This is a genomic window from Streptomyces sp. NPDC039423 (assembly GCF_055598725.1).
Window position 1 is genome coordinate 669,537 of record NZ_JBVKAH010000003.1, and the last position, 19,975, is coordinate 689,511.

The following is a 19,975-nucleotide window of genomic DNA, read 5'->3' on the forward strand; positions in this document are numbered from 1 at the left end:
AGGGGTCGGTACGGTCAGTGGGCGGTGCGCCCGGCCGGGCGGGCCGCCGGTCCTCCCCGGGCGCCCAGGCTCGTGAGCAGGAAGGCCACGAGCGCGGTGCGGCGCGGTACGAGGTAGAAGTGGTCGCCCGGCATGGCCCGCAGGGTGAACGGGCCGGTGGTGCAGTGGCGCCAGCCGGCGGCGTGCCGGGCGGTGACGCGGGTGTCGCGGGTGCCGACGATCGCGGTGAGGGGGCAGTCCAGGGGCGGCCCGGGGCGGTAGCGGTAGCGGTCCGCGAGCCGGAGGTCGGCGTGGACGGTGGCCGGGGGCAGGTCCTCCGGACGGGTGCCGTTCATGTGACGGGGCGCGACGACGGGTTCGTCGGTGTGGGGCGCCGGTTCACGGGGCCGGTCCTCCATCGGCGCGGGGTGGGCCGACACGAAGAGGGCACGTGGCGCCGAGCCCGGGTCGCGGGCCAGCAGGCGGGCGGTCTCGAAGGCGACGGCGGCGCCCATGCCGTGGCCGAAGAGCACCGGTGGGGCGTCCGCGGCGGCGGCGAGGGCCTCGGCGACCGGGCGGGCCAGCCCTTCGAGGTGGTCGGGCATCGCCTCGCCGCGGCGGTCGCCCCGTGCGGGGTACTGCACGGCGGCCAGTTCGACGTGGTCGGCCAGGCCGTCAGGCCAGGCCCGGTAGAAGTCCGCCGTGGTGCCGGCGGGCGGGAAGCACACCAGCCGCAGGGCGGGACGGTGGCGCGGCAGCGGGACGCGCAACCAGGACCGTGCCGGATCGGTCGTCCGGTCCCGCGACGTCAGCCCGTACCTGACCAAGGGGGTCGCCCTTCCACAGTGTGCCCGGAGTCGAGCGAATGAGAAATTCCGTGTGCTGGTCCAGCACGTGGGCCGCTGTGCCGAGTTCGGTTATCCAGCGGCGACGCATTCGAACGTACGGGAAAAACGCGGCGCCCGGAAGGTGGGTACCCGAAGGGGCAATACCCGCCCGGGTCATGGGTGATGTAGGCGCACATGTCCCGTTATCCTCCCGTGGATTTGCGCCATCCGGGCTCCCGATTTTGCGAAACGGTGATCTAATCCGGATTGCCTTCGCCATTTCGAACAAGGAAGTCTTTACGGCGGCGTTAAGGCTGTGGGTGTGTCACAAATACTTCCCACGAGTTCATTCGGGACGGGAGCGGGGATTCACGTGGACATGGTTCGATGGCCGGCCGAGGCCGTGGAGCGGTACCGGAGGGCGGGGTACTGGCGGGGCCGCCCGCTGGGGGACTTCCTCACCGGGCACGCCGGGGCGTCCGGCACGGCCACCGCCCTCGTGTCGGGCGACCGGCGTGTCACGTACGCCGAGCTGGACCGGCGCGCCGGGCACCTCGCGGCGGGACTCGTGGACCTCGGGGTGGCGCCCGGCGACCGGATCGTCGTCCAGCTCCCCAACACCGTGGACTTCTTCGTCCTGCTCTTCGGCGCCCTCCGCGCCGGCGCGGTCCCGGTGCTGGGCCTGCCCGCGTACCGCCGCAGCGAGGCGGTGCACCTCTGCGGCCATAGCGGGGCGGTGGCCTACGTGGTGCCGGACACCGACCCGTCGTCCGGCTTCGACTACCGGGAGCTCGCCCGGGAGGTGGCGGAGCGGTCGCCGGGGCTGCGTCACGTCCTGGTGGCCGGCGACGCCGGGCCGTACACCTCGCTCGCCGGTGTGGAGGAGGCCGGACGCGACCGGCCGGGACCCGTGGCGTTCCCCGCGCCGGACCCCCAGGACCCGGCGGTGCTGCTGGTCTCCGGCGGTACGACGGGGCTGCCGAAGCTGATCCCGCGCACCCACGACGACTACGCCTACAACATCCGCGCCAGCGCGGAGCTGTGCGGCCTGGACCGTGACACCGTCTACCTGGCCGCGCTGCCCGTCGCCCACAACTTCGCGCTCGCCTGCCCGGGGGTGCTCGGCACCCTGCACGCCGGGGGCACGGTGGTGCTGAGCCCCTCCCCCGACCCGGACACCGCCTTCCCCCTGATCGAGCGTCACCGGGTGACCCTCACCGCCGTGGTGCCGCCGCTGGCCGCCCTGTGGTCGCAGGCCGCCGAATGGGCCCCCGAGGACCTCGGCAGCCTGGCCCTGCTCCAGGTCGGCGGCGCCCGGCTCGGCCCGGAGGCCGCCCGCCAGGTGCGCTCCGCCCTCGACTGCGAGCTCCAGCAGGTCTTCGGGATGGCGGAGGGGCTGCTCAGCATGACGAGGCCCGGTGACGACCCGGAGCGCACGGCCACCACCCAGGGCCGGCCGCTGAGCCCGGACGACGAGGTCCGGGTGGTGGACGCCGACGGCGCGGACGTGCCGCCCGGCACCGTCGGCGAACTGCTCACCAGGGGGCCGTACACGCTGCGCGGCTACTACCGGGCCGAGGAGTACAACCGGACCGCCTTCACCGAGGACGGCTTCTACCGCACCGGCGACCTCGTCCGGGTCCTGCCCGATGGCGACATCGTCATCGAGGGCCGGAAGAAGGACCTGGTCAACCGGGGCGGCGACAAGGTCTCGTCCGACGAGCTGGAGGGCCATCTGCGGGCGCACCCGGCGGTCCTGGACGCGGCCGTGGTGCCCGTGCCCGACGAGTACCTCGGCGAGCGCACCTGCGCCTGGGTGGTGCTGCGCGAGGGGCACACGGACCTCGGCGAGCCCGGCCTGGACGCCTTCCTCGACGAGCGGGGCCTCGCCCCGTACAAGAAGCCGGACCTCGTCCGCTTCATCGACGCGCTGCCCGTCACCGGGGTCGGGAAGGCCGACAAGCGCGCCCTCGCGCGGCTCGCGGCCGAGCCCGCCGGCAACGGCCGCTGACCGGCCACGACCGCCGACCCGCCCCACCCCGCCGCACACCGCATCCGTACGTCAAGGAGACCGCAGAATGTCCACCACCACCGTGTCGCCCGGGACCAGCCTCGTCCCGTTCACCGGCAGCCCGGCCGAGGCCGCGGCGCGCCTGGCCGGCGACGGACCGCACGAGCAGTACGTGGTGTACGAACGGGACGGCTCCTGGTGGTACGCCGGCGGCGCCCGGGCCACCGTGGTCGTCGACCGGTCCCACGTGACCCTGGAGCACGGGGGCACCCGTACCCGCACCGCGTGGCACGGCGAGCCGCTGGAGACGGTCCACCAGGCGCTGGCCTCCCTGCCGTTCGCGGACTGGCGGGCCTACGGCTGGGCCACGTTCGAGCTGTCGTACGCGCTCGCCGGGGACGCGGCGGACCTGGGCGAGGAGCCGCTGGTCCACCTGGTCGTCCCGGAGACGGAGGTGCGTCTGACGGCGGACGGCGCTCAGGTCCGGTGCGGGCGGCAGCGGGACGAGGACGCGGTCACGGCCCTGCTGGCGGCCGCGCCCGCGCACTCCGGAGGGGACCGGCCGGAGGTGCTGCGGGTCGATCTGCGCGAGCGGACCGAGGGGGCGTACGGCGAGTCGGTGGCCCGCGCGGTGGCGGCCATCGGGCGCGGGGACCTCCAGAAGGTGATCCTCTCGCGCACCGTGCCGGTGGAGACGGAGCTGGACCTCCCGGCGACCTACCTCGCCGGCCGGTCGGCGAACTCCCCGGCCCGTTCCTTCCTGCTGGACCTCGGCGGCGTCGAGGCGGTGGGCTTCAGCCCGGAGACCGTCGTGGAGGTCTCCCCCGGCGGCCGGGTGTCCACCCAGCCGCTGGCGGGCACCCGGGCGCTCAGCGGGGACCGGGAGGAGGACGCCTCCCGCCGGGCGGAGTTGCTCAGGGACGCCAAGGAGATCTACGAGCACGCGATATCCGTGCAGGTCGCGTGGGACGAGATGACGACGGTCTGCCGGGCGGGTTCGGTGCGGGCCGAGGAGTTCATGACGGTCAAGGAGCGCGGCAGCGTCCAGCACATCGCCTCCCGCGTGACCGGGGAGCTGCGCGTCACCGGACGCGGGCCGTGGCCGGCGCTCGCCGCCGTGTTCCCGGCGGTCACCGCCTCCGGGGTGCCCAAGGACGCCGCCTACCGGACCATCCGGGACCTGGAGGCCGAACCGCGCGGGCTCTACAGCGGCGCCGTGCTGACCGTCGGCAGCGACGGATTCCTGGACGCCGCGCTGGTGCTGCGCACGGTCTTCCGGCAGGGCGGGCGGACCTGGCTGCGGGCGGGTGCCGGGATCGTCGGACAGTCCAGCCCGGAGCGGGAGCTGGAGGAGACCTGCGAGAAGCTGCGCAGCATCTCCCGCACGCTGGTCCCGGTGGCGAAGGGCTGACGGGAGCCGGCCGGGCCGGCGACCGGGCCGCGGTCCGGCGCTCCCACCGGCCGGCGGACGCCGTTTTCTTTACAGCACTGTTCGACTTGCACGGGGCCCGGCACTACCCTGAACCCGAACAGCAGTGTTCAACTTAAGGAGTACGTCCGTGCCCTCCGTCCCGCCCCCCTCCCCCACCGCCGCCGCCAGAGCCGGCGCGCAAGGCCACCCGCTGCGCTGGCCGATCCTGGCGGTCCTGTGCCTGAGCCTGCTGATCGTGGGGCTCGACGTCACCGTCCTGAACGTGGCCCTGCCCACGCTCGTCGCCGAACTGGGCGCCTCCACCAGCGAGTTGCAGTGGCTGGTGGACATCTACAGCCTGATGGCCGCCGGCCTGATGCTCTTCGCCGGCAGCCTCGCCGACCGGTTCGGCCGCAAGCCCGTCTTCCTCGCCGGGCTGGTGCTGTTCACCGGCGCCTCCGCCGTCGCCGCCTTCTCCGACAGCACCGCCTCGCTGATGACGGCCCGCGGTGTCATGGGCGTCGGCGAGGCACTGATCATGCCCGCCACCCTGTCGATCATCGGCACCGTCTTCACCGACCCGGCCGAGCGCATGAAGGCCATCGGCCTGTGGTCCGCCATGATCGGTGTCGGTCTCGCCATGGGGCCGCTGGTCGGCGGCTGGCTCCTCGGCCGCTTCTGGTGGGGCTCCGTCTTCCTCATCAACGTCCCCATCGGGATCCTGGCCCTGCTGGTGGCGCTGAAGATCGTGCCCAACTCCCGTGCCGCCGTGGCCCGGCGTCTCGACCTCGCGGGGGCCGCGCTCTCCGTGCTGGGCACCGGCACCCTGCTGTGGGCGATCATCGAGGGCCCGGTCGAGGGCTGGAGCAGCGCCCCCGTCCTCGCCGGCTTCGCCGTCGCGGCGGTCCTGCTCGCCGGCTTCCTGGTGCGGGAGCGCACCGCCCGCGAGCCGATGCTGCCGCTCGGCATCTTCGCGCACCGGCGCCTGGCCGTCGGCAACATCCTGGTCTTCCTCGGCCTGCTGTCGCTCCTGGGGGCGCTGTTCGTCCTCGTGCAGTACCTCCAGTTCGTGCTGGGGTACGACGCCGGCGAGACCGGTATGCGCATCGCGCCCACCGCGCTCATCATCCTGATCGCCGCCCCGCTGGCCTCGTTCCTGGGACAGCACGTCGGCACCCGGTGGCTGGCCGCCGCCGGCCTCGCCTTCGCCGTGGTGTCCCTGCTGCTCCTCGCCACCACCGACAGCGGTGACGGCTACGGGCGGGTCCTGGCGGCGATGCTCTTCCTGGGCTTCGGCGCCGGCTTCATCATCGGCCCGACCAGCGACGCCATCGTGGGCTCGCTCCCTGAGGACGACCTGGGTGTCGGCTCCGCCACCAACAGCGCGGCCGTGCAGCTCGGTTCGGCGCTCGGCGTCGCGGTCCTCGGCAGCCTGCTGTCGGGCACGTACCGGGACGACCTCGCGGCGAGCGCGCCCGGCGCCGCGCTGCCGGACGGGGCGATGGACACCGCCGGCGACTCGGTCGGAGCCGCGCTGGCGGTCGCCGAGCACCTTCCCGCGCAGGCCGGCCAGGCCCTCGCCGAGGCGGCGCGCTCCGCGTACGTCGCGGGCATGGCGCCCTCGATGCTGACGGGCGCCGGTGTCGCCGCCGCCGGCATCCTCGTCGCGCTGTTCCTCTTCCCCAAGGGCAAGGGGAGCGACGGGCCCGCCGCCGACGCGCGGCTCGACGGCATCCCGACCCAGCCCTCCGGCGCCCGAACCCCCCGCTGACCTGACGGAATGCGCGGTGCCACCCGGCTCTCGCCGTCGTGGCACCGCGTGAAGGAGGTGACCTACGCTTCCCCATGCCCACGCCACCCCGGAAGGTCCGCCGTGCGGACGCGGAGCGCAGCATCGCGACCATCGTGGCCGCCGCCCTGGACTGCTTCGTCCGCGACCCCCACGTCAGCATGACCAAGGTCGCCACCGCCGCGGGCGTCAGCCGCGTCACCCTCTACGCCCACTTCCCCTCCCGCGAAGCCCTCCTCGACGCCGTCCTCGCCCACTCCGTCGAACAGGCCGACACCCTCCTGCACCAACAGAACCTCGACGACCTCCCCGCCGACCAGGCCTTCTCCCGCCTCATCCACTCAAGCTGGCGCATCCTCGAACGCCACGCCTTCCTCCTCGCCGCATCCGAAGGCGTCATCGCCCCCGCCCGCCGCCGCACCCACCACCGAAAAGTCCTCGGCCGCGTCGAACGCATCCTCACCCGAGGCCAGCACGAAGGAACCTTCCGCACCGACCTCCCCATGACCTGGCTCGTCACCACCTTCTACAGCCTCCTCCACGCCGCCGCGGCGGAAGCCGACACGCGTCGTCTGAAGGCCGGGGACGTCCCCGACGTCCTCGACCGCACACTCACCTCGATCCTGCGGAGCCCCGATGCATCCCCATGAAGCACTCGTACGCACCTGTCTCACCGCCATCAGCTCGGGCGACGCGGACACCTGGCTGTCCTGCTACACCCCGGACGCCGAGTCGGAGGACGTCCCCCTCCAGTCCGTCTGGAAGGGCACGGCCGGCCTGGACGAGGGCGTCCGCTCCTGGCTGGAGGCCATCCCCGACACACGGATGGAGATCCGGTCCGTGCACGCCGGCGACCACGTCGGCGCGTGCGAGTGGACGATGACCGGCACCCTCCGCGGCAGCATCGACGGCCTCCCCCCGGAGATCGCCGCCCTCGCCCACGGCAAGACGTTCTCCATGCGGGGCGCGACGGTCTACACGTTCTCCCCCGACGGCCGCATCCGGCGCGAGTCGCTGTACTGGGACCTCGCCGGCGTCCTGGGCCAGTTCGGCGTCCTTCCCGCACCGTAGTCCCGGGATAGACTGCCCCGCCCCACCCCGACCGGAGGTCATCCCAGTGTTACCTGCACGGGTATTCGCCGTTGCCCCGCTGGCTCTGGCGATTCTCGTCCTGTCCGGCTGCTCCTCCTGGGGCTGCACCGACACGACGGCGGAGCGCGGTAAGGCCGGTGTCAGGGTGCGGGTCGTGGACACGGACGGGCAGCCTCTGGGCGTCACCGCCGCGGTCGTTGACTGGCGCCTTGAACCCCACCCGCAGGTGTCCTCCGAAGGAGACCGGGTCCACTTCCACTTCCGCTTCGACGGCGCCGACGAATACTCCGACCCCGCGGTGGACGCCTGCGCGGTCGACAAGGAGCGGGTGACGTTGGGGTGTCAGACGGTCCGCTCGTCCCAGGCGTTCGGGCCGGCCGACGATCCCCTCACGGGCGACGACTGGCTCACCGTCGAGCACCCTGCGCAGGTTGCCGGAGTGTTGTTGATCCCCAATGACCAGTCCTACGACCGACGCACCTGTGAAGAGGACGCCAAGGACGGGGGCGGGAGGCATCCTCCGGAACCACCCAGCAGGGGGGAACAGCTGTAGGGAGGTCAAGGCGGTTGAGCGCGAGGCACGGGTCTGCCGGCGCCCCGGTGTTTGCGCCGTTCGGTGGTCTGGGTGTGTGCCCATCGCCCCGTTGCCACCCTGCTGCGGGCCGCTCCGGGTTCTCCGGATCGGCCACCGCATTGAACCGGCGGACGACCTGGTGGACCGCGAGCAGGGCCCACCGCTCATGCCGCACGGCTTCAGGGTGGCGGGGCGTGGGGTCAGGCGGCGTCGCTGGAGGCGGAGGCGCCGGCCTGGTCGCGGAGCCGTACCTCCAGCCGGCCGTCGGAGACCCGGGTGTCGAAGGACGGCTGGGGAGCCGTCGCCGGGCCCCGGACGTTCCAGCCGTCCGCCAGCCGGAACACACTCCCGTGCCAGGGGCACCGTACGCAGCCGTCGGCGATCTCGCCCTCGGACAGCGGCCCGGCCATGTGGCTGCACCGGTCGGCCAGCACGTGGACGGTGCCGTCCGCCTCGCGGACCACCATGACGGCCACGTCGTCCACCTGGCGCCGTACCGCCCGGCCGACCGGCAGGTCCGCGACGTCGCCCACCGCGTGCCAGCCCGGTTCCACCAGGTGCGGCACCTGCTCGGCGTGGTTGGCGCCCGCCGCCTGCCGGTAGGCGAGGTGGCCGCCGAGCGCCCCGCCGAGGGCCACGGCGGACAGCCCCGCCAGTCCCAGCGCCTTGCCCCGGGCCGCCTGCCCGCGCCACCGGGCGGTGTAGGAGGCGGTGTACAGCGCGACGGCGGTGATGTTGGCCGCCGCGTGGACCAGACCCACCCGCTGCTGTTCCCTGGGCATCTCGGCCCAGTCGGTCCACCCGGCCACCGCCGCCGGGCCGGCCGCGACCAGCCCGGCGCCGATCAGCGTCCGGGCGGCCCGGCGGTGCCCGGGCAGCGCGTCGAGCAGCGCCGCCGAGAACCAGGTCCCGATCGGCACCTGCACCATCAGGGGGTGCACCGGGTGGCCGAGCCAGCGCCCGTGCAGGACGTCCCGCCCGGAGCCGAGGGGAACCGCGTGGACCGCCGCGCGCACGACGTCGATCAGCCGGTCGGCGCCCGGCCAGCGCTCGATCCGGTCCATGCCCCGAAGGACGCGGCCCGGGCCGTCGGAGGAGGGCAGCAGCCGCCGCAGGGCCCTGGCGGCGGGACGGCGTGTGAGAGAAACATCCATGCCGGACGAATAGCCCTTCCCGTCACCAGGAAACCGGACCACCTCCGATCGGCCGCCGGAACCGTGCTAGGGGCGCCCCGCACGGGGTAACCGGCCTGGTGACCGAGGGCCCGCCACACGCCGACCCGGGAGGGTGACCATGACCCACTCCATCTCCGAGCAGAGCGTCGAGGAACTCGGCGGCCAGGCGAGCGTCCTGGCCCGGCAGCGCCGGGACCACGCCGAGCTCGACCGCATGATGACGCTGTACGAGTCGGGCCACGGGTCCCCCGAGGACCGGCGGCGGACCCTCGAGGACATCGTGCGCCTCACCTTCAGCCATGCCTTCGCCGAGGAGACGGTCCTGTGGCCGGCGCTGCGGCGCCTGGCCCCCGACGGCGAGGAACTCACCGCGCGGGTCGAGAGCGAGCACCAGCGGATCAACGACCTGGTCACCGAGATGGAGCGGATCGGGCCGGACGATCCCCGGCACGACGAACTCGCCACCGAGGCGTTCGCCCTGATCAGGCAGGACATCCGGGACGAGGAGGACCTGCTGCTGCCCCGGTTGCAGGCGTCCCTCGACACCGCCCGCCTGCGTCGGCTGGGCTCCACGTGGGAGACCGTGCGCCGCACGGCGCCCACCCGTCCCCATCCGGGCGTGCCCCGCCGGCCGCCCGCCAACGCCCTGCTCGGTGTCCCCCTGAGCGCGTTCGACCGGGCGAGGGACCTCCTGCCGGCGGGTGGCCGGGCGGTGCGCGGCGGGACGCTCGCGGCGGCCGCGGCCTGCCTCGGTGCCGCCTGGCTGGTGACCAGGCGCCGCCGGGGCGGCCGCTGAGCGGGGCGGGGGTCCGGGAGCGGCCGTGCGGTCCCGTGAGCGGGACGCGCACGGCGCCCTGGGCCGTCAGCCGAGGCGTACCAGCCTCTCCAGGACACCCGGCTCGTCGAGGTCGTCGCGCAGTGCCACGGGGACCCGGACCCGGCCCGCTCCCTCGCCGGCCGACAGCTCCCCCACCACCGTGCCCGCACCGGCGGACCTCGGGAGGGGCTCGCCCCCGCCGCCGAGCCGCAGGGCCACCTTCAGGCCGGGCCAGCCGACCACCTCCAGGTCCTCGGTGGCGACCACCGGGGTCCGGCCCCCCAGGGGACGGTCGACGTAACCGACCACGTCCCCCTTCTCGACGGCCGTGGCGGACGTGACGCCCGCGCGCGCCGCCTCGACGAGGCCCCGGCTGTGCGTCCCGATCGCCAGCTTCAGCTTCTCCGGCAGCGTGGGCGCCCCGCGCACGCCCATCACCATGCCGACGATCCGGTGCGCCGTTCCGTCCACGACGGCGTCGGCGGCCCACAGCAGGTTGCCCCCGGCCGGTGTCGAGGAACCGGTCTTGACCCCGGTCACGCCCGGCCGCGACAGGAGGCTGTTGCTGTTGCCGATCCGCCCCGCCGAACCCGGCAGCGTGACGTGCCGGGTTCCCACGATCTCCCGGAACACCGCGTCGCGCATGGCCGCCTTCGCCAGCTTCACCTGGTCGACCGCCGTGGAGACGGTGGTGGCGTCCAGACCGCTGGGATCCGTGTACGTGGTGTCCGTCATGCCCAGTTCCCTGGCCGTGTCGTTCATCTTGCGGACGAACCGGTCCTGGGTGCCGGAGTCCCAGCGGGCCAGCAGGCGGGCGATGTTGTTCGCCGAGGGCAGCAGCAGCATCTGGAGCATCTCCTTCTCGCTGTACCGCTCGCCCTTCCTGACGGGCACCCTCGACTCGTCCGGGTTCCGTCCCTCGCGCTCCGCCGCGGCGTCGACCGTGATGTCCGGCCCGGTGCCCGCACCGGTGACGGGATGCTCCCGGAGGATCACGTACGCGGTCATCACCTTGGCGACGCTGGCTATCGGAGCGGGCTCGCCACTTCCGTACGTGCCGATCACCCCGACCCCGTCCACCTCGACGGCCCCCTGGCCCTCCCGAGGCCACGGCATCGCCGGCGGCCCGCCGCGGAAGGTGTACGCCGGTGAGGCGGCGGGGCGCAGGACGGGTTCGGGCAGCGGCCGCACGAGCTGTACGGTCACGCACGCCAGGGCGAGCAGGACGACGAGCGGCACCCACCGCGCCACCCCGGTCCCGGCCCATGTCCGTGTCCGTCCCGCGACGGACGCCCCAGGACCCCCGCCCGGCGCCTCGGCCGGAACCGGGCCCTCCGAACGGGCTGGTCCGTCGGTCGGCCGGCGGTCCGGCGCGGGCCCCCCGGCGGGGTCACCGCCGGCGCCGTCCCCGGCCCCGGCCCGCTCGCCGTCCTTACCGGCGGCGTCCTCGACCGGCCCCGGATCGGGATCGGGATCGGGATCGCGGGCCGGATCGGGCTCCGGCTCGCGATCGGGCGCGGGCTCCGGCTCGGGCTCCGGCTCGGGCTCCGGCTCGGGCGCGGGCTCCGGCTCCGGGGCCGCGTCCGGGTGGGCCTCGTCCTCGCCCTCGTCCTGGTCGTCGACCCTCTCCGGTGCGGGCGGGGCGTCCGGAGGCGCCTGGTCCCCGGCGGGTTCGGCATCCACCGCCGGTGCGGCGGCCTGCCGCGTGGTGGGCTCCGGGTCGTCGCCCCGCGCCGGGTTCCCGGCACGCGCGGGCGCGGCGTTGGTCACTGCCGTGTCTCCGTCTCGTTCGTCGTCATGCGAGGGCGCTGCCCGCGGTCCACTGGTCCCAGCCGAGGTTCCAGTCCCCGTAACCGTTGCCGGCGTCGACGGTCTCCTTGGAGCCGACCACGCGAATCACGTCCCCGGGTATGACTGAGTCGAAGAAACGCCGCGCGGTTCCGTCGGCGGCCAGCCCGATGCAGCCGTGCGTGATGTTGCGCCGGCCGGCGTTGGCCCCGGCCTTCGGGTTCTCGTGCAGGTAGGTCCCCGAAGCGGTCAGGTGCACGGCGTAGTTGTAGTAGCCCCGGTAGGCGTCGCCGTAGTCGACCGTGCGCGAGTCCATCCAGACGCGGCGCTGCTTGTCCGAGACCACCATGGTGCCGTTCCAGGTGTCCATGCCCGGGGCTCCGGCGGTGATGGGGACGCGGCGTTCGCGGCCGTCCTCGGCCACCGTCATGGTGTGGGTCCGGACGTCGACGGTGGCCACCAGGGAACGCCCCACGGTGACCTGGCGGTTGAGGTGCCCGCCCGCGCGCACGGAGATCTTCGTCGCGGGCTTCCAGAAGGCGGGGGGCCGGTAGTCGACGCGTTGCCCGTCGTGCAGGTTGCGGTCCTTGATCCAGCTCCAGCCGCCCGTCGTCCGCGGGCTCGTCGTCACGGCCAGGGCCCGCTCGACATCGGCCCGTTGGGCGGCCGGGACCGGGCGCGCGAACGTGATCGACACGGGCATGCCCACGCCGATGGTCTGGCCGTCGGCCACGTTGATCCGGGCGGTGGCGAGTGCGGGGTGGTCCGCGGCCCCGGCCCCGTCTTCCGTGCCGGCCGCCGCACCGGACGGCTTCCCGGTGCCGGGCTTCCCCGTACCGGGCGCCGCCGCCGGGCTCGTCACCGCCCCGCCCGGCGCGTTGTCACCCCCCGCGTCGGCGCCGGTCCCCGGCTGTGAACAGCCCGCCGACGCCAGGACGCACAGCGCCCCCGATGCCCAGACGGCCCATGCGCGCCGTACCAGGCCGTTCCTGCCCCCCGTGGTCATGTCATCCCTTTCGCTGTGCTTCCATGTACGCCACTTGTACGCACGCCGGGGCAGCCGGGTTGCACGCGTACCGAACAATCTTTCGCGGCGTTCCGCCACCGGCGCCGTACGACCACACGGACCGCGCGGAGCACCATGACGGAGGACGAGTTCGACGCCTTCTACGCCGGCGCCTTCCCCCGGCTCGTCGGCCAGTTGTACGCCGTGACCGGGGACCTGGCGGAGGCCCAGGACGTCGTCCAGGAAGCCTTCGTACGGGCCTGGGACAAGCGGCGGGCCCTGATGGCGGACGGGGCCCCCGAGGCGTGGGTCCGTACGGTGGCCATGCGGCTGGCGGTGAGCCGGTGGCGGCGGGCCCGCCGCTGGCTGGAACTGATGCGCCACAGCCCGCCGCCCGAGCCGGTGCCCGGTCCGTCGCCGGACCACACCGCGCTGGTCGAGGCGCTGCGCGGGCTCCCGGAGGCCCAGCGGACCGCCGTCGTCCTGCACCATCTGTGCGACCTGTCCGTGGAGGAGATCGCCAAGGAGACCGGCTCCCCGCAGGGGACGGTGAAGGCCCGCCTGTCGCGGGGCCGGGCCGCGCTGGCCCGGCGGCTGGCCGGCACGGCGGTCCTGGAGGACCCGGGAACGAGGGAGGACAGTCATGTCCGATGAACTCGGTGACGCGCTACGCGCGCTGGCCGAGGGGCGCCGGCCGGCCCCGCCCGTACCGGGCGCCGCGATCCGCCGGCTCGCCGTCCGGCGGCGGCGCCGCAGGCACGCCGCCGTCACGTCCGGTCTGGTCGCGGCGGTCGTGGCGGTCGTGGTGCCCCTGACGCTCGGGGGCGATCCGGCACCGGAGACGGGCGGGCGGCCCGAGCGGCCGGCCACCGCCGCGCCCACGCCCCCGGAGGTGGCCAGGGTCGATCTGTCCCGGCGGGTGCTGAGCGCGGCGGGGCGGGACCTTCCGGTGACCTCCGGCAAGGCGGGTCACCGCACTCCGGTGGGGTCCTTCACCGTCTCGGCCAAGCACGCCTCGAAGCGCGTGTCCGGTACCGAGGTCGGCATGTCCGGCGCGTACACGACGGTGCTGCCGTACGTGATCGAGCTGCGGTCGGCCGGGGGTGCGGTGACCCGGATCGCCGCCATCCCGCACCATGAGCAGGCGCCCGGCACCCTGGACGTCACCCCCGGCTGGATCGGTCTGCGGCCGGCGGACGCGGCATGGCTGTACGGGAACCTCGACCCGGGGGACGTCGTCACCGTCACGGGGGCGGCGCCGGCATCCTGAGCGGTACCGGACCGGTGGCGAGGCGTCCCTGGGCGGTCAGAAGGCGTAGCGGACCGTCAGCCACGGGGCGTGGTCCGCGACCAGCCGGCGTACGGTCTCCACCGCCGCCGCCTTGGGGGCGTTGCGGTAGCGCACGTTCACGCTGCCGTTCTCGGAGCGTTTGGCCTGCTGGATGTCGGGGCGCCAGATGGCGTCCTCGGCCCGCGGGTGCCACTCCATGTTGACGTCGTGGAGGTCCCGGTTGTGCGTCAGCATGATGACCTCGGCGGCCGCCTGATCCTTCACCGCGCGGGGCAGCACGTCGTCCATGTGCCGGAGCAGTGCCGCCCAGGCCCCTTCCCAGCCGGGCCGGATGACGACGGGGGACAGGTTGAAGTGCACCTCGTAGCCCGCCTCCAGGAAGTCCCCGGCCGCGGCGATCCGCCGCTCGACGGGGCTGGTGCGGATGTCCAGCAGTCCGGAGTCCTCGGGGGGCATGACGGAGAACCGGATCCGCGTCCTGCCCCGGGGGTCCAGCCGCAGCAGGTCGGGGTTGACGAACTTGGTGGCGAAGGAAGCCTTGGCGGTGGGCCAGCGGGTGAAGGCGTGCACCAGGTCGGCGGTGTTGTCGCTGATCAGGGCGTCGACCGAGCAGTCGTTGTTCTCACCGATGTCGTAGACCCAGGCGGCCGGGTCGCACTGGTTCGGTTCCGTCTTGGGGCCCTGCCCGGTGATGTGGCGCCGCAGCCGCGCGATGATGCGGTCGATGTTGGTGAAGACGGTGATGGGGTTGGCGTACCCCTTGCGCCGGGGCACGTAGCAGTACGCGCACGCCATGGCGCAGCCGTTGGCGGCCCCGGGGGCGATCCAGTCGGCGGACCGTCCGTTGGGCCGTACGGTGAGGGTCTTCTTCTCGCCCAGGACCAGTACGGTGCGCTTGATCCTGACCCAGCGCTCCGCGTTGCCCCTGTTGCCGTGCAGCTCGGGGATGCGCCAGTGGGAGTCCACGGGGACGACCTCGGCGTCGGGGAAGGCGGCGATGATCTGCCTGCCGCGGGGGGACGCCGCCGCTCCCGGTTCGGCGTGGATCTCCCGGACCGCCAGCATGCGGCGCCCCTCCGGCGAGTCCCGGAAGGCCTGTCCGCCGGCCGGGATCCCGCCGGGCGGCCCGGGCAGCACCTCGTCGAGGCCGAACAGTGCGTCGGGGTCATCGTCCGCGGGGCCGAACGGCCGGGGGGTGGGCATGCCTGCTCCGGTGTCTGTGGTGTCCCCTCCACGGTACGAGACGGGAGGCCGCCGCGCCGGAGGCCGCCGCGCCGCCGCGGTGACGACCCGGTGGCGTACGTTCCGTACCGTGGCGGTTCACCGGGGGCGGTACCGCGCGCGCCACCGGGGCGGACCGTACCCCCGCGAAGATCGCGGCCACGTAACCTGGTGGTCCGGCCGACCGGAGGAGTGGGGACGTACGCACGCCATACCCGCACAGGATGTCAGCACGCCCGTCGAGCGGGGACCGCTCGGACGGCGCCCCGCGTACGCGCACCGCACGGCCCATGCCCCGAGGAGGGATCCCATGAACGCCGCCGAAGAGGGACGGCAGCAGTTGGACACGGTCAGCGTCGGCAACGCGAAGAGGACGCTCGTCCAGCTCCTCGCCAGGGCGGGGGTCTACTCCGGTGACGCCGAGGAGCTGATCGGGCTCGTCGAGGCCGGCGCCCTGGCCCTCGCCCACGAGGAGATCGGTGCCCTGGCGGAGAACGCGCCGGGCGGGAAGGGCGAGCTCTACGAGTCCGGGTGGCTCGACGGCACGCGGGCGCTCACCGAGGAACTCGCCGGGCTCGCCGAGCGGGTCCTGCGGCACGCCGTCGCCTCCGACCCGGCCGACCGGGACCTGGGCATCCGTTCTCCCGTCCGGAAGACCCAGGTGGAGCGGGCGAAGGTGGCGATCACGCCGCTGTACCTGTCCTTCACCACCGAGTCCGACCTCGACCCCGAGGTCACCGAGCAGGTGCTGACCGCCGTGCTCGGCACGATGAACTCCCGGCAGCGGGCCGGGTACGCGGGCCGGCTGGCGCAGTTCGCCTCGGCGAACCGGGCCCGCCTGGAGCGGCTGTACGGGGAGTACGGCCCCGGGAGCACCATCGCCGTGCACGGCCGCTACTCGCTCGTCCACTCCCCCACCAGTGTCGCCGTACTGGAGCGCCTGAGCGTGACGCCGTCGGCGCTGCGGGAGGAGTGGGACGCGGCCGAGCTGCCGCCGGCGTGGCTGGACGGGCTCACCACGGCCTGGGGCGCGCCGGACTGACCGTCGGAGGAGACCGGCGGTGCCGTCACCGTTCCGGGCCTGCCGGCCGGACGGGCCGCCGCGCCGTACCGCGCCGTCGCCGGGCGCCGGGCCGGAGGGACGGGCTCCGCCCGGCCCTGAGGCGCAGCGCGGCACCGTTGATGCGCGTACCGGCGTCGGACAGCGCGGCCCTGCCGCACCTCTTCCAGACCGCCGGCGAGACGCCCGCGCGCCGGCCGCCGGTGGTGATCAGCGCGTTCACCGGGGCCAGCGGGTCGCCCGCCGTCGTCCTGGCCAGCAGCACGCCGACCGCGAGCGGCAGCAGGGCCGCGGCGACGGCCGTTCCGGTGCTGGTGACGTGGCGCAGCCTCGCGCGACGGGGTGCCTCAGGGATCATGGGAGTCATTCCAGCAGCGCGCTCGCGGGGCGGCATCGGTCGGCGTACTCAGCGCGCGTACTCATTCCGGCGCGGACCGGGGCGGGGCCGGGTTCGTCGGCGGGCCGGCCGGGAAGCAGCATGGCGGCGCGACTCCCGCGCCCCGCGTCCCACCGGAGGAAGGGCCCATGACTGACCACCCGCACCTGTTGCAGACCGTGCTCGACACCCCCCGGCCCCGGGAACTCGCCGAGTTCTACCGGGCGTTGCTGGGGCTGGTGTACCGGCCCGGTGACGAGCCCCCGGCGGACGGATCCGCCGACGACCCCGACTGGCTCGTCCTCCGCGACGGCGCGGGCGCGAACAGGCTCGCCTTCCAGCGGGTCGAGCACCTGCCGCGTACCACCTGGCCCCGGCACGACGTACCGATGCAACTCCACCTGGACCTCACCGTCCCCGATCTGCCGGGCCTGCACCGGCACCGCGAGCGGGCGGAGGCGCTGGGGGCGTCGCTCCTCCTGGACCGCCACGACGACCCCGAGGAACCGCTGTTCGTGCTCGCCGACCCCAGCGGTCATCCGTTCTGCGTGTTCGTCGCCGCCTGACGGTTCGCACCCCCGGGCGGGGGGTCGGGACCCGCGCGGGTCATGCCCGGCCGGGGGGCCGGGGGCGGGTCACCGGTCCGGTACCACGATGCGGCGCCCGGTCACCCGGCCGGGCGTCACCGTGATCCACAGGTCCCGCTCACCACCCGCCCACGGGGTGGTGCGGCTGTACCTCTCCAGCCGCCGTACGGCCGCGGGTTCGGTGACCGTGCGCGCCGGGCCGACGAGCAGGACGCTCCATCCGCGGCTGAACGCGTCGTCGATGCGGTCCACCTCGAAGGCGGCCTCGTGTCCGGCGGCCTTCGCGGGTGCGGCGTCCGGTGCCGTGCGGTAGGCGATCCGGCCGTCCAGGGCCAGGTAGTTGACCGGGAGGACGGCCGGCCCGTCCTCGGTGGTCACGGCGACGCGTCCCACGCCGTTGCCGCCGAGCAGTTCCCAGCACTCCGGCGGGGCGAGGTCCACCAGTTCGGGGTGGCGGGCGGCCAGGCCGGTGCCGGGCGGGATGTCGGTGTTGCCGCCGGTGAGGTCCTCGGCGCTGGTCTCCAGGGCGTCCGCCAGGCGGAGCAGGAAGCCGGTGCCGAGCGTGGCGGGGTGCGTCTCCAGGTAGTGGATGTACTCGGGCGCCGCTCCGGTGCGCACGGCGAGGTCCGCGGGGGACAGGCCGAGCGCCTCGCGGCGGGCCGCGACCCGTCTGCCCAGGTCGCCCCGGGCCTGCGGACCGGACGGCGCCGGACCGGTGTGCGTTCGGTCGGTCATGAGGCTCACTCCCGTGTCTCGACGGTGTCCGGGCGCGCCGTACGGGGTGGGTCGGTGGCCCCGGGGGGCCGGCCGGCCCGCCTGGCGGGTGAGTACCCAGGGCGCCGGCCTCCATACCGGTCCTTCGGGTGCCGGTCAGCCGCCGACGGCTTCCACGTGTCCGCGGTGCAGTCCGCCCGGCACCATGGACAGTACGCGGGCGGGCGGGCGCCGTCGGTGGCGCTGGGTGCCGGCGGTCAGCGCGACGAGCTCGTCGACACCCGCCAGGAGGTCCTCCCGGGCGGTGACCTGCCGGATGCGGTGGGCGGCGCTTCCGTCGGCGAGCGCCTTGTCCGCGAGCTCCCGTACCGTTTCCCAGTCGCCGCACGCCTCCAGTTCGGCGCGCAGACGCGTCAGCATCGTCCGGATCACGCGTGCCGCGGGGGCCGGCCGGCGGGAGACCGGGTCGATCAGATCGCCCTCCAGGCCGGACCGCGCGGCCCGCCAGGTGGCGGCGCGCAGCCACTCGTGCCGCCCGCGGCAGCGGGGCACGGGGCCGTCGGCCAGTCGCGTGCCCGCGCGCATGACGAGGGCCCGGAAGAGCGCGGCGATCAGGACGGACGTCTCGACCCTCGGCGAGGCGTCGCAGACCCGCAGTTCCAGCGTGGGGTGGTGGTCCGAGGGCCGCAGGTCGTAGTAGATCATCCCGGGGTCGCCGACCACGCCGGAGTCGATCAGCTCCGCCACCGCCGCGTCGTAGGCCGCGGCGTCCGGGTAGCAGCCGATGGGGCCGGCGGTGGGCCAGCGCTGCCACACCATGGTGCGCCAGCTGGCGTACCCGGTGTCCGCGCCGTCCCAGAACGGGGAACTCGCCGAGAGGGCCAGCAGGGCCGGTATCCAGGGGGCGATGAGGCACATCATGCGGACGGCCGCGTCGCGGTCCGGTACCTCGGCGTGCACGTGGAGACCGCAGATGAGCTGCTCCTGCGCCACACGGCCGTACTCCCCGACCATGCGGAGGTAGCGGGCGTCCGCGGTCACCCGCGGCGCGCCTCCGGGGAGGAACGGCACCGTGCCGGCGGCCGCGACCGCCAGGCCGTGGCGGCTCGCGGCGTCCCGCAGGTCGCTCCGCGAGCGGCTCAGGTCGGCCAGCAGGCCGTCGAGCGTGGTGTGGACGTCGCTGTTGGTCTCCACGGCGGACTGGAGGAGTTCCGTGGTGAAGCGCTTTTCCGGCAGGTCGTGGAGGACCGTACCCGCACGCGGGACGAGCTCTCCGGTCTCCACATCGAGTACGTGGAATTCCTCTTCCACCCCGATACGAACCGTCACGGGGACTCCTCCGAAGGGTCATTGTGCGGTGTCACCGCATCTCTGACCTCCCGGTTGCCCTGAAGATCCGGCGTTACGCCTCGAACATTCACGTGGACCACAGCATGCTCACACCTGTCATGGACCGATCGCGCGAAGAGGTCGCTCAGGGGGGTCGTCGCACAGTACGGTCCCTGGGACAGACGGCCGTTCCCGTCCAGTGCCCTGTGGATCCCCCATGCCCGAACAGGAAGAACCGATCCCACGTGACGACGCACCACCCCTCCGGAACGCCGGGCGAACACCTGCTCCAGCAGCAGCTCGGCACCGCCGAGCGGGCCTCGGACTTCTACGACCGGCAGGTCACCCCGCACCTCACGGCCTCGATGCGGGAGTTCATACGCCGCCAGTCCATGCTCTTCCTGTCGACCTCGGGTGCCGACGGAGCCTGTGACGCGAGCTTCCGCGCGGGGCCGCCGGGGTTCGTCGTCGACCTGGACCACCGCACGCTCACCTATCCCGAGTACCGTGGCAACGGCGTCCTGGCCAGCGCCGGGAACATCCTGGAGAACCCCCGTCTCGGGATGCTGTTCATGGACTTCACCCACCACCACATCGGACTGCACGTCAACGGGACGGCCCGGCTGTACAGCGACGTGGAGCAGCGGCGGCGCCATCCGGACCTGCCGCGGGAGTCCGCTCCGGGGCGCCGGCCGGAGCTGTGGGTCCACGTGACCGTCGACGAGGCGTACGTCCACTGCTCGAAGCACATCCCGCACCTGGAACCGGCGCCCCGTCCACGGGCCTCGGTCACCCGGCCGAAGGACGCCGACTACTTCACCGGCGTGCCGGCGGGCCGGGAGCCGGTGGAGCGGGCGGTGACCGCCGAGGCCGCCCACGCCCGCACCTCCGACGGGCCCTGAACCCCGCGACCGGGCGGGGCCCGGGG

At 74.1% G+C, this 19,975-nt stretch carries 20 protein-coding genes; 12 read left to right on the plus strand and 8 right to left on the minus strand.

The genetic code is table 11. The annotated features are described in order from the left end of the window. Positions 1-14: 14 nt before the first annotated feature. Positions 15-806 (minus strand): thioesterase II family protein, encoded by a 792-nt coding sequence (locus ACZ7LK_RS13640; RefSeq protein WP_469461889.1) that lies wholly within the window; start codon positions 804-806, stop codon positions 15-17. Positions 807-1,185: 379 nt separating this feature from the next. Here ACZ7LK_RS13640 and ACZ7LK_RS13645 point away from each other — a divergent pair, with 379 nt between their 5' ends. The 6 genes from ACZ7LK_RS13645 (at position 1,186) to ACZ7LK_RS13670 (ending at position 7,662) form a co-directional block, all read left to right on the plus strand. Next, positions 1,186-2,817 (plus strand): (2,3-dihydroxybenzoyl)adenylate synthase, encoded by a 1,632-nt coding sequence (locus ACZ7LK_RS13645; RefSeq protein WP_471140460.1) that lies wholly within the window; start codon positions 1,186-1,188, stop codon positions 2,815-2,817. 67 nt (positions 2,818-2,884) lie between these two features. Next, positions 2,885-4,228, plus strand: a complete 1,344-nt coding sequence (locus tag ACZ7LK_RS13650; protein ID WP_392272701.1) for a salicylate synthase — start codon at positions 2,885-2,887, stop codon at positions 4,226-4,228. Positions 4,229-4,376: 148 nt separating this feature from the next. Continuing rightward, positions 4,377-5,999, plus strand: a complete 1,623-nt coding sequence (locus tag ACZ7LK_RS13655) for a DHA2 family efflux MFS transporter permease subunit (RefSeq protein ID WP_471140463.1) — start codon at positions 4,377-4,379, stop codon at positions 5,997-5,999. Positions 6,000-6,073: 74 nt separating this feature from the next. Then, positions 6,074-6,667 (plus strand): TetR/AcrR family transcriptional regulator, encoded by a 594-nt coding sequence (locus tag ACZ7LK_RS13660; RefSeq protein WP_469461883.1) that lies wholly within the window; start codon positions 6,074-6,076, stop codon positions 6,665-6,667. Next, complete coding sequence (locus tag ACZ7LK_RS13665) at positions 6,654-7,088, plus strand: nuclear transport factor 2 family protein (RefSeq protein ID WP_392277422.1); 435 nt, start codon at positions 6,654-6,656, stop codon at positions 7,086-7,088. The genes ACZ7LK_RS13660 and ACZ7LK_RS13665 overlap by 14 nt, the downstream gene beginning before the upstream one ends. 46 nt (positions 7,089-7,134) lie before the next feature. Beyond that, positions 7,135-7,662, plus strand: coding sequence for a hypothetical protein (locus ACZ7LK_RS13670; RefSeq protein ID WP_469461881.1), 528 nt, complete (start codon positions 7,135-7,137; stop codon positions 7,660-7,662). Between the two features lie 221 nt (positions 7,663-7,883). Here the strand turns inward: ACZ7LK_RS13670 and ACZ7LK_RS13675 are convergent, their stop codons facing one another. Further along, positions 7,884-8,837, minus strand: coding sequence for a Rieske (2Fe-2S) protein (locus ACZ7LK_RS13675; RefSeq protein WP_392277420.1), 954 nt, complete (start codon positions 8,835-8,837; stop codon positions 7,884-7,886). A 139-nt stretch (positions 8,838-8,976) separates the two neighbouring features. On the opposite strand from ACZ7LK_RS13675, the gene ACZ7LK_RS13680 reads away from it, so the two are divergent. Continuing rightward, the gene (locus tag ACZ7LK_RS13680; RefSeq protein ID WP_392277419.1) at positions 8,977-9,654 is read left to right on the plus strand and encodes a hemerythrin domain-containing protein; all 678 of its coding nucleotides are present in this window, start codon (positions 8,977-8,979) and stop codon (positions 9,652-9,654) included. A gap of 66 nt (positions 9,655-9,720) precedes the next feature. Here ACZ7LK_RS13680 and ACZ7LK_RS13685 read toward each other — a convergent pair whose 3' ends face one another. Next, the gene (locus tag ACZ7LK_RS13685) at positions 9,721-11,445 is read right to left on the minus strand and encodes a D-alanyl-D-alanine carboxypeptidase family protein (protein ID WP_471140469.1); all 1,725 of its coding nucleotides are present in this window, start codon (positions 11,443-11,445) and stop codon (positions 9,721-9,723) included. 25 nt (positions 11,446-11,470) lie between these two features. Then, a complete protein-coding gene (locus ACZ7LK_RS13690) occupies positions 11,471-12,469 on the minus strand; it encodes a L,D-transpeptidase (RefSeq protein WP_471140472.1) in 999 nt (332 codons plus the stop codon). A gap of 135 nt (positions 12,470-12,604) precedes the next feature. Here ACZ7LK_RS13690 and ACZ7LK_RS13695 point away from each other — a divergent pair, with 135 nt between their 5' ends. Then, positions 12,605-13,123, plus strand: a complete 519-nt coding sequence (locus tag ACZ7LK_RS13695; RefSeq protein WP_392277416.1) for a SigE family RNA polymerase sigma factor — start codon at positions 12,605-12,607, stop codon at positions 13,121-13,123. Further along, entirely contained in the window at positions 13,113-13,739 is a 627-nt protein-coding gene (locus ACZ7LK_RS13700) for a L,D-transpeptidase (RefSeq protein WP_469461874.1), read from the plus strand. Before ACZ7LK_RS13695 ends, ACZ7LK_RS13700 begins: the two co-directional genes overlap by 11 nt. Positions 13,740-13,775: 36 nt before the next feature. Here the strand turns inward: ACZ7LK_RS13700 and ACZ7LK_RS13705 are convergent, their stop codons facing one another. Next, a complete protein-coding gene (locus ACZ7LK_RS13705; protein WP_392277414.1) occupies positions 13,776-14,963 on the minus strand; it encodes a spore photoproduct lyase family protein in 1,188 nt (395 codons plus the stop codon). Between the two features lie 328 nt (positions 14,964-15,291). Between ACZ7LK_RS13705 and ACZ7LK_RS13710 the strand changes: the two genes are divergently transcribed. Then, the gene (locus tag ACZ7LK_RS13710; RefSeq protein WP_392277413.1) at positions 15,292-16,023 is read left to right on the plus strand and encodes a hypothetical protein; all 732 of its coding nucleotides are present in this window, start codon (positions 15,292-15,294) and stop codon (positions 16,021-16,023) included. A 25-nt stretch (positions 16,024-16,048) separates the two neighbouring features. Here ACZ7LK_RS13710 and ACZ7LK_RS13715 read toward each other — a convergent pair whose 3' ends face one another. After that, positions 16,049-16,399, minus strand: a complete 351-nt coding sequence (locus ACZ7LK_RS13715; RefSeq protein ID WP_392277412.1) for a hypothetical protein — start codon at positions 16,397-16,399, stop codon at positions 16,049-16,051. Positions 16,400-16,566: 167 nt separating this feature from the next. Here ACZ7LK_RS13715 and ACZ7LK_RS13720 point away from each other — a divergent pair, with 167 nt between their 5' ends. Beyond that, positions 16,567-16,983 (plus strand): VOC family protein, encoded by a 417-nt coding sequence (locus ACZ7LK_RS13720; protein ID WP_392277411.1) that lies wholly within the window; start codon positions 16,567-16,569, stop codon positions 16,981-16,983. A 69-nt stretch (positions 16,984-17,052) separates the two neighbouring features. Here ACZ7LK_RS13720 and ACZ7LK_RS13725 read toward each other — a convergent pair whose 3' ends face one another. Continuing rightward, entirely contained in the window at positions 17,053-17,739 is a 687-nt protein-coding gene (locus tag ACZ7LK_RS13725) for a helix-turn-helix domain-containing protein (RefSeq protein ID WP_392277410.1), read from the minus strand. A 135-nt stretch (positions 17,740-17,874) separates the two neighbouring features. Continuing rightward, entirely contained in the window at positions 17,875-19,047 is a 1,173-nt protein-coding gene (locus ACZ7LK_RS13730; protein WP_471140478.1) for a carboxylate-amine ligase, read from the minus strand. Between the two features lie 245 nt (positions 19,048-19,292). On the opposite strand from ACZ7LK_RS13730, the gene ACZ7LK_RS13735 reads away from it, so the two are divergent. Then, entirely contained in the window at positions 19,293-19,949 is a 657-nt protein-coding gene (locus ACZ7LK_RS13735; protein ID WP_469461865.1) for a pyridoxamine 5'-phosphate oxidase family protein, read from the plus strand. Positions 19,950-19,975 lie beyond the last annotated feature (26 nt).

Excerpts from the sequence above, each read along its gene's own strand:
- ACZ7LK_RS13645 (WP_471140460.1), top strand. The coding sequence starts at position 1,186 with ATGGTTCGATGGCCGGCCGAGGCCGTGGAGCGGTACCGGAGGGCGGGG.
- ACZ7LK_RS13650 (WP_392272701.1), top strand. The coding sequence starts at position 2,885 with ATGTCCACCACCACCGTGTCGCCCGGGACCAGCCTCGTCCCGTTCACC.
- ACZ7LK_RS13660 (WP_469461883.1), top strand. The coding sequence starts at position 6,074 with ATGCCCACGCCACCCCGGAAGGTCCGCCGTGCGGACGCGGAGCGCAGC.
- ACZ7LK_RS13665 (WP_392277422.1), top strand. The coding sequence starts at position 6,654 with ATGCATCCCCATGAAGCACTCGTACGCACCTGTCTCACCGCCATCAGC.
- ACZ7LK_RS13675 (WP_392277420.1), bottom strand. The coding sequence starts at position 8,837 with ATGGATGTTTCTCTCACACGCCGTCCCGCCGCCAGGGCCCTGCGGCGG.
- ACZ7LK_RS13680 (WP_392277419.1), top strand. The coding sequence starts at position 8,977 with ATGACCCACTCCATCTCCGAGCAGAGCGTCGAGGAACTCGGCGGCCAG.
- ACZ7LK_RS13690 (WP_471140472.1), bottom strand. The coding sequence starts at position 12,469 with ATGACCACGGGGGGCAGGAACGGCCTGGTACGGCGCGCATGGGCCGTC.
- ACZ7LK_RS13695 (WP_392277416.1), top strand. The coding sequence starts at position 12,605 with ATGACGGAGGACGAGTTCGACGCCTTCTACGCCGGCGCCTTCCCCCGG.
- ACZ7LK_RS13700 (WP_469461874.1), top strand. The coding sequence starts at position 13,113 with ATGTCCGATGAACTCGGTGACGCGCTACGCGCGCTGGCCGAGGGGCGC.
- ACZ7LK_RS13705 (WP_392277414.1), bottom strand. The coding sequence starts at position 14,963 with ATGCCCACCCCCCGGCCGTTCGGCCCCGCGGACGATGACCCCGACGCA.
- ACZ7LK_RS13710 (WP_392277413.1), top strand. The coding sequence starts at position 15,292 with ATGAACGCCGCCGAAGAGGGACGGCAGCAGTTGGACACGGTCAGCGTC.
- ACZ7LK_RS13715 (WP_392277412.1), bottom strand. The coding sequence starts at position 16,399 with ATGATCCCTGAGGCACCCCGTCGCGCGAGGCTGCGCCACGTCACCAGC.
- ACZ7LK_RS13720 (WP_392277411.1), top strand. The coding sequence starts at position 16,567 with ATGACTGACCACCCGCACCTGTTGCAGACCGTGCTCGACACCCCCCGG.
- ACZ7LK_RS13725 (WP_392277410.1), bottom strand. The coding sequence starts at position 17,739 with ATGACCGACCGAACGCACACCGGTCCGGCGCCGTCCGGTCCGCAGGCC.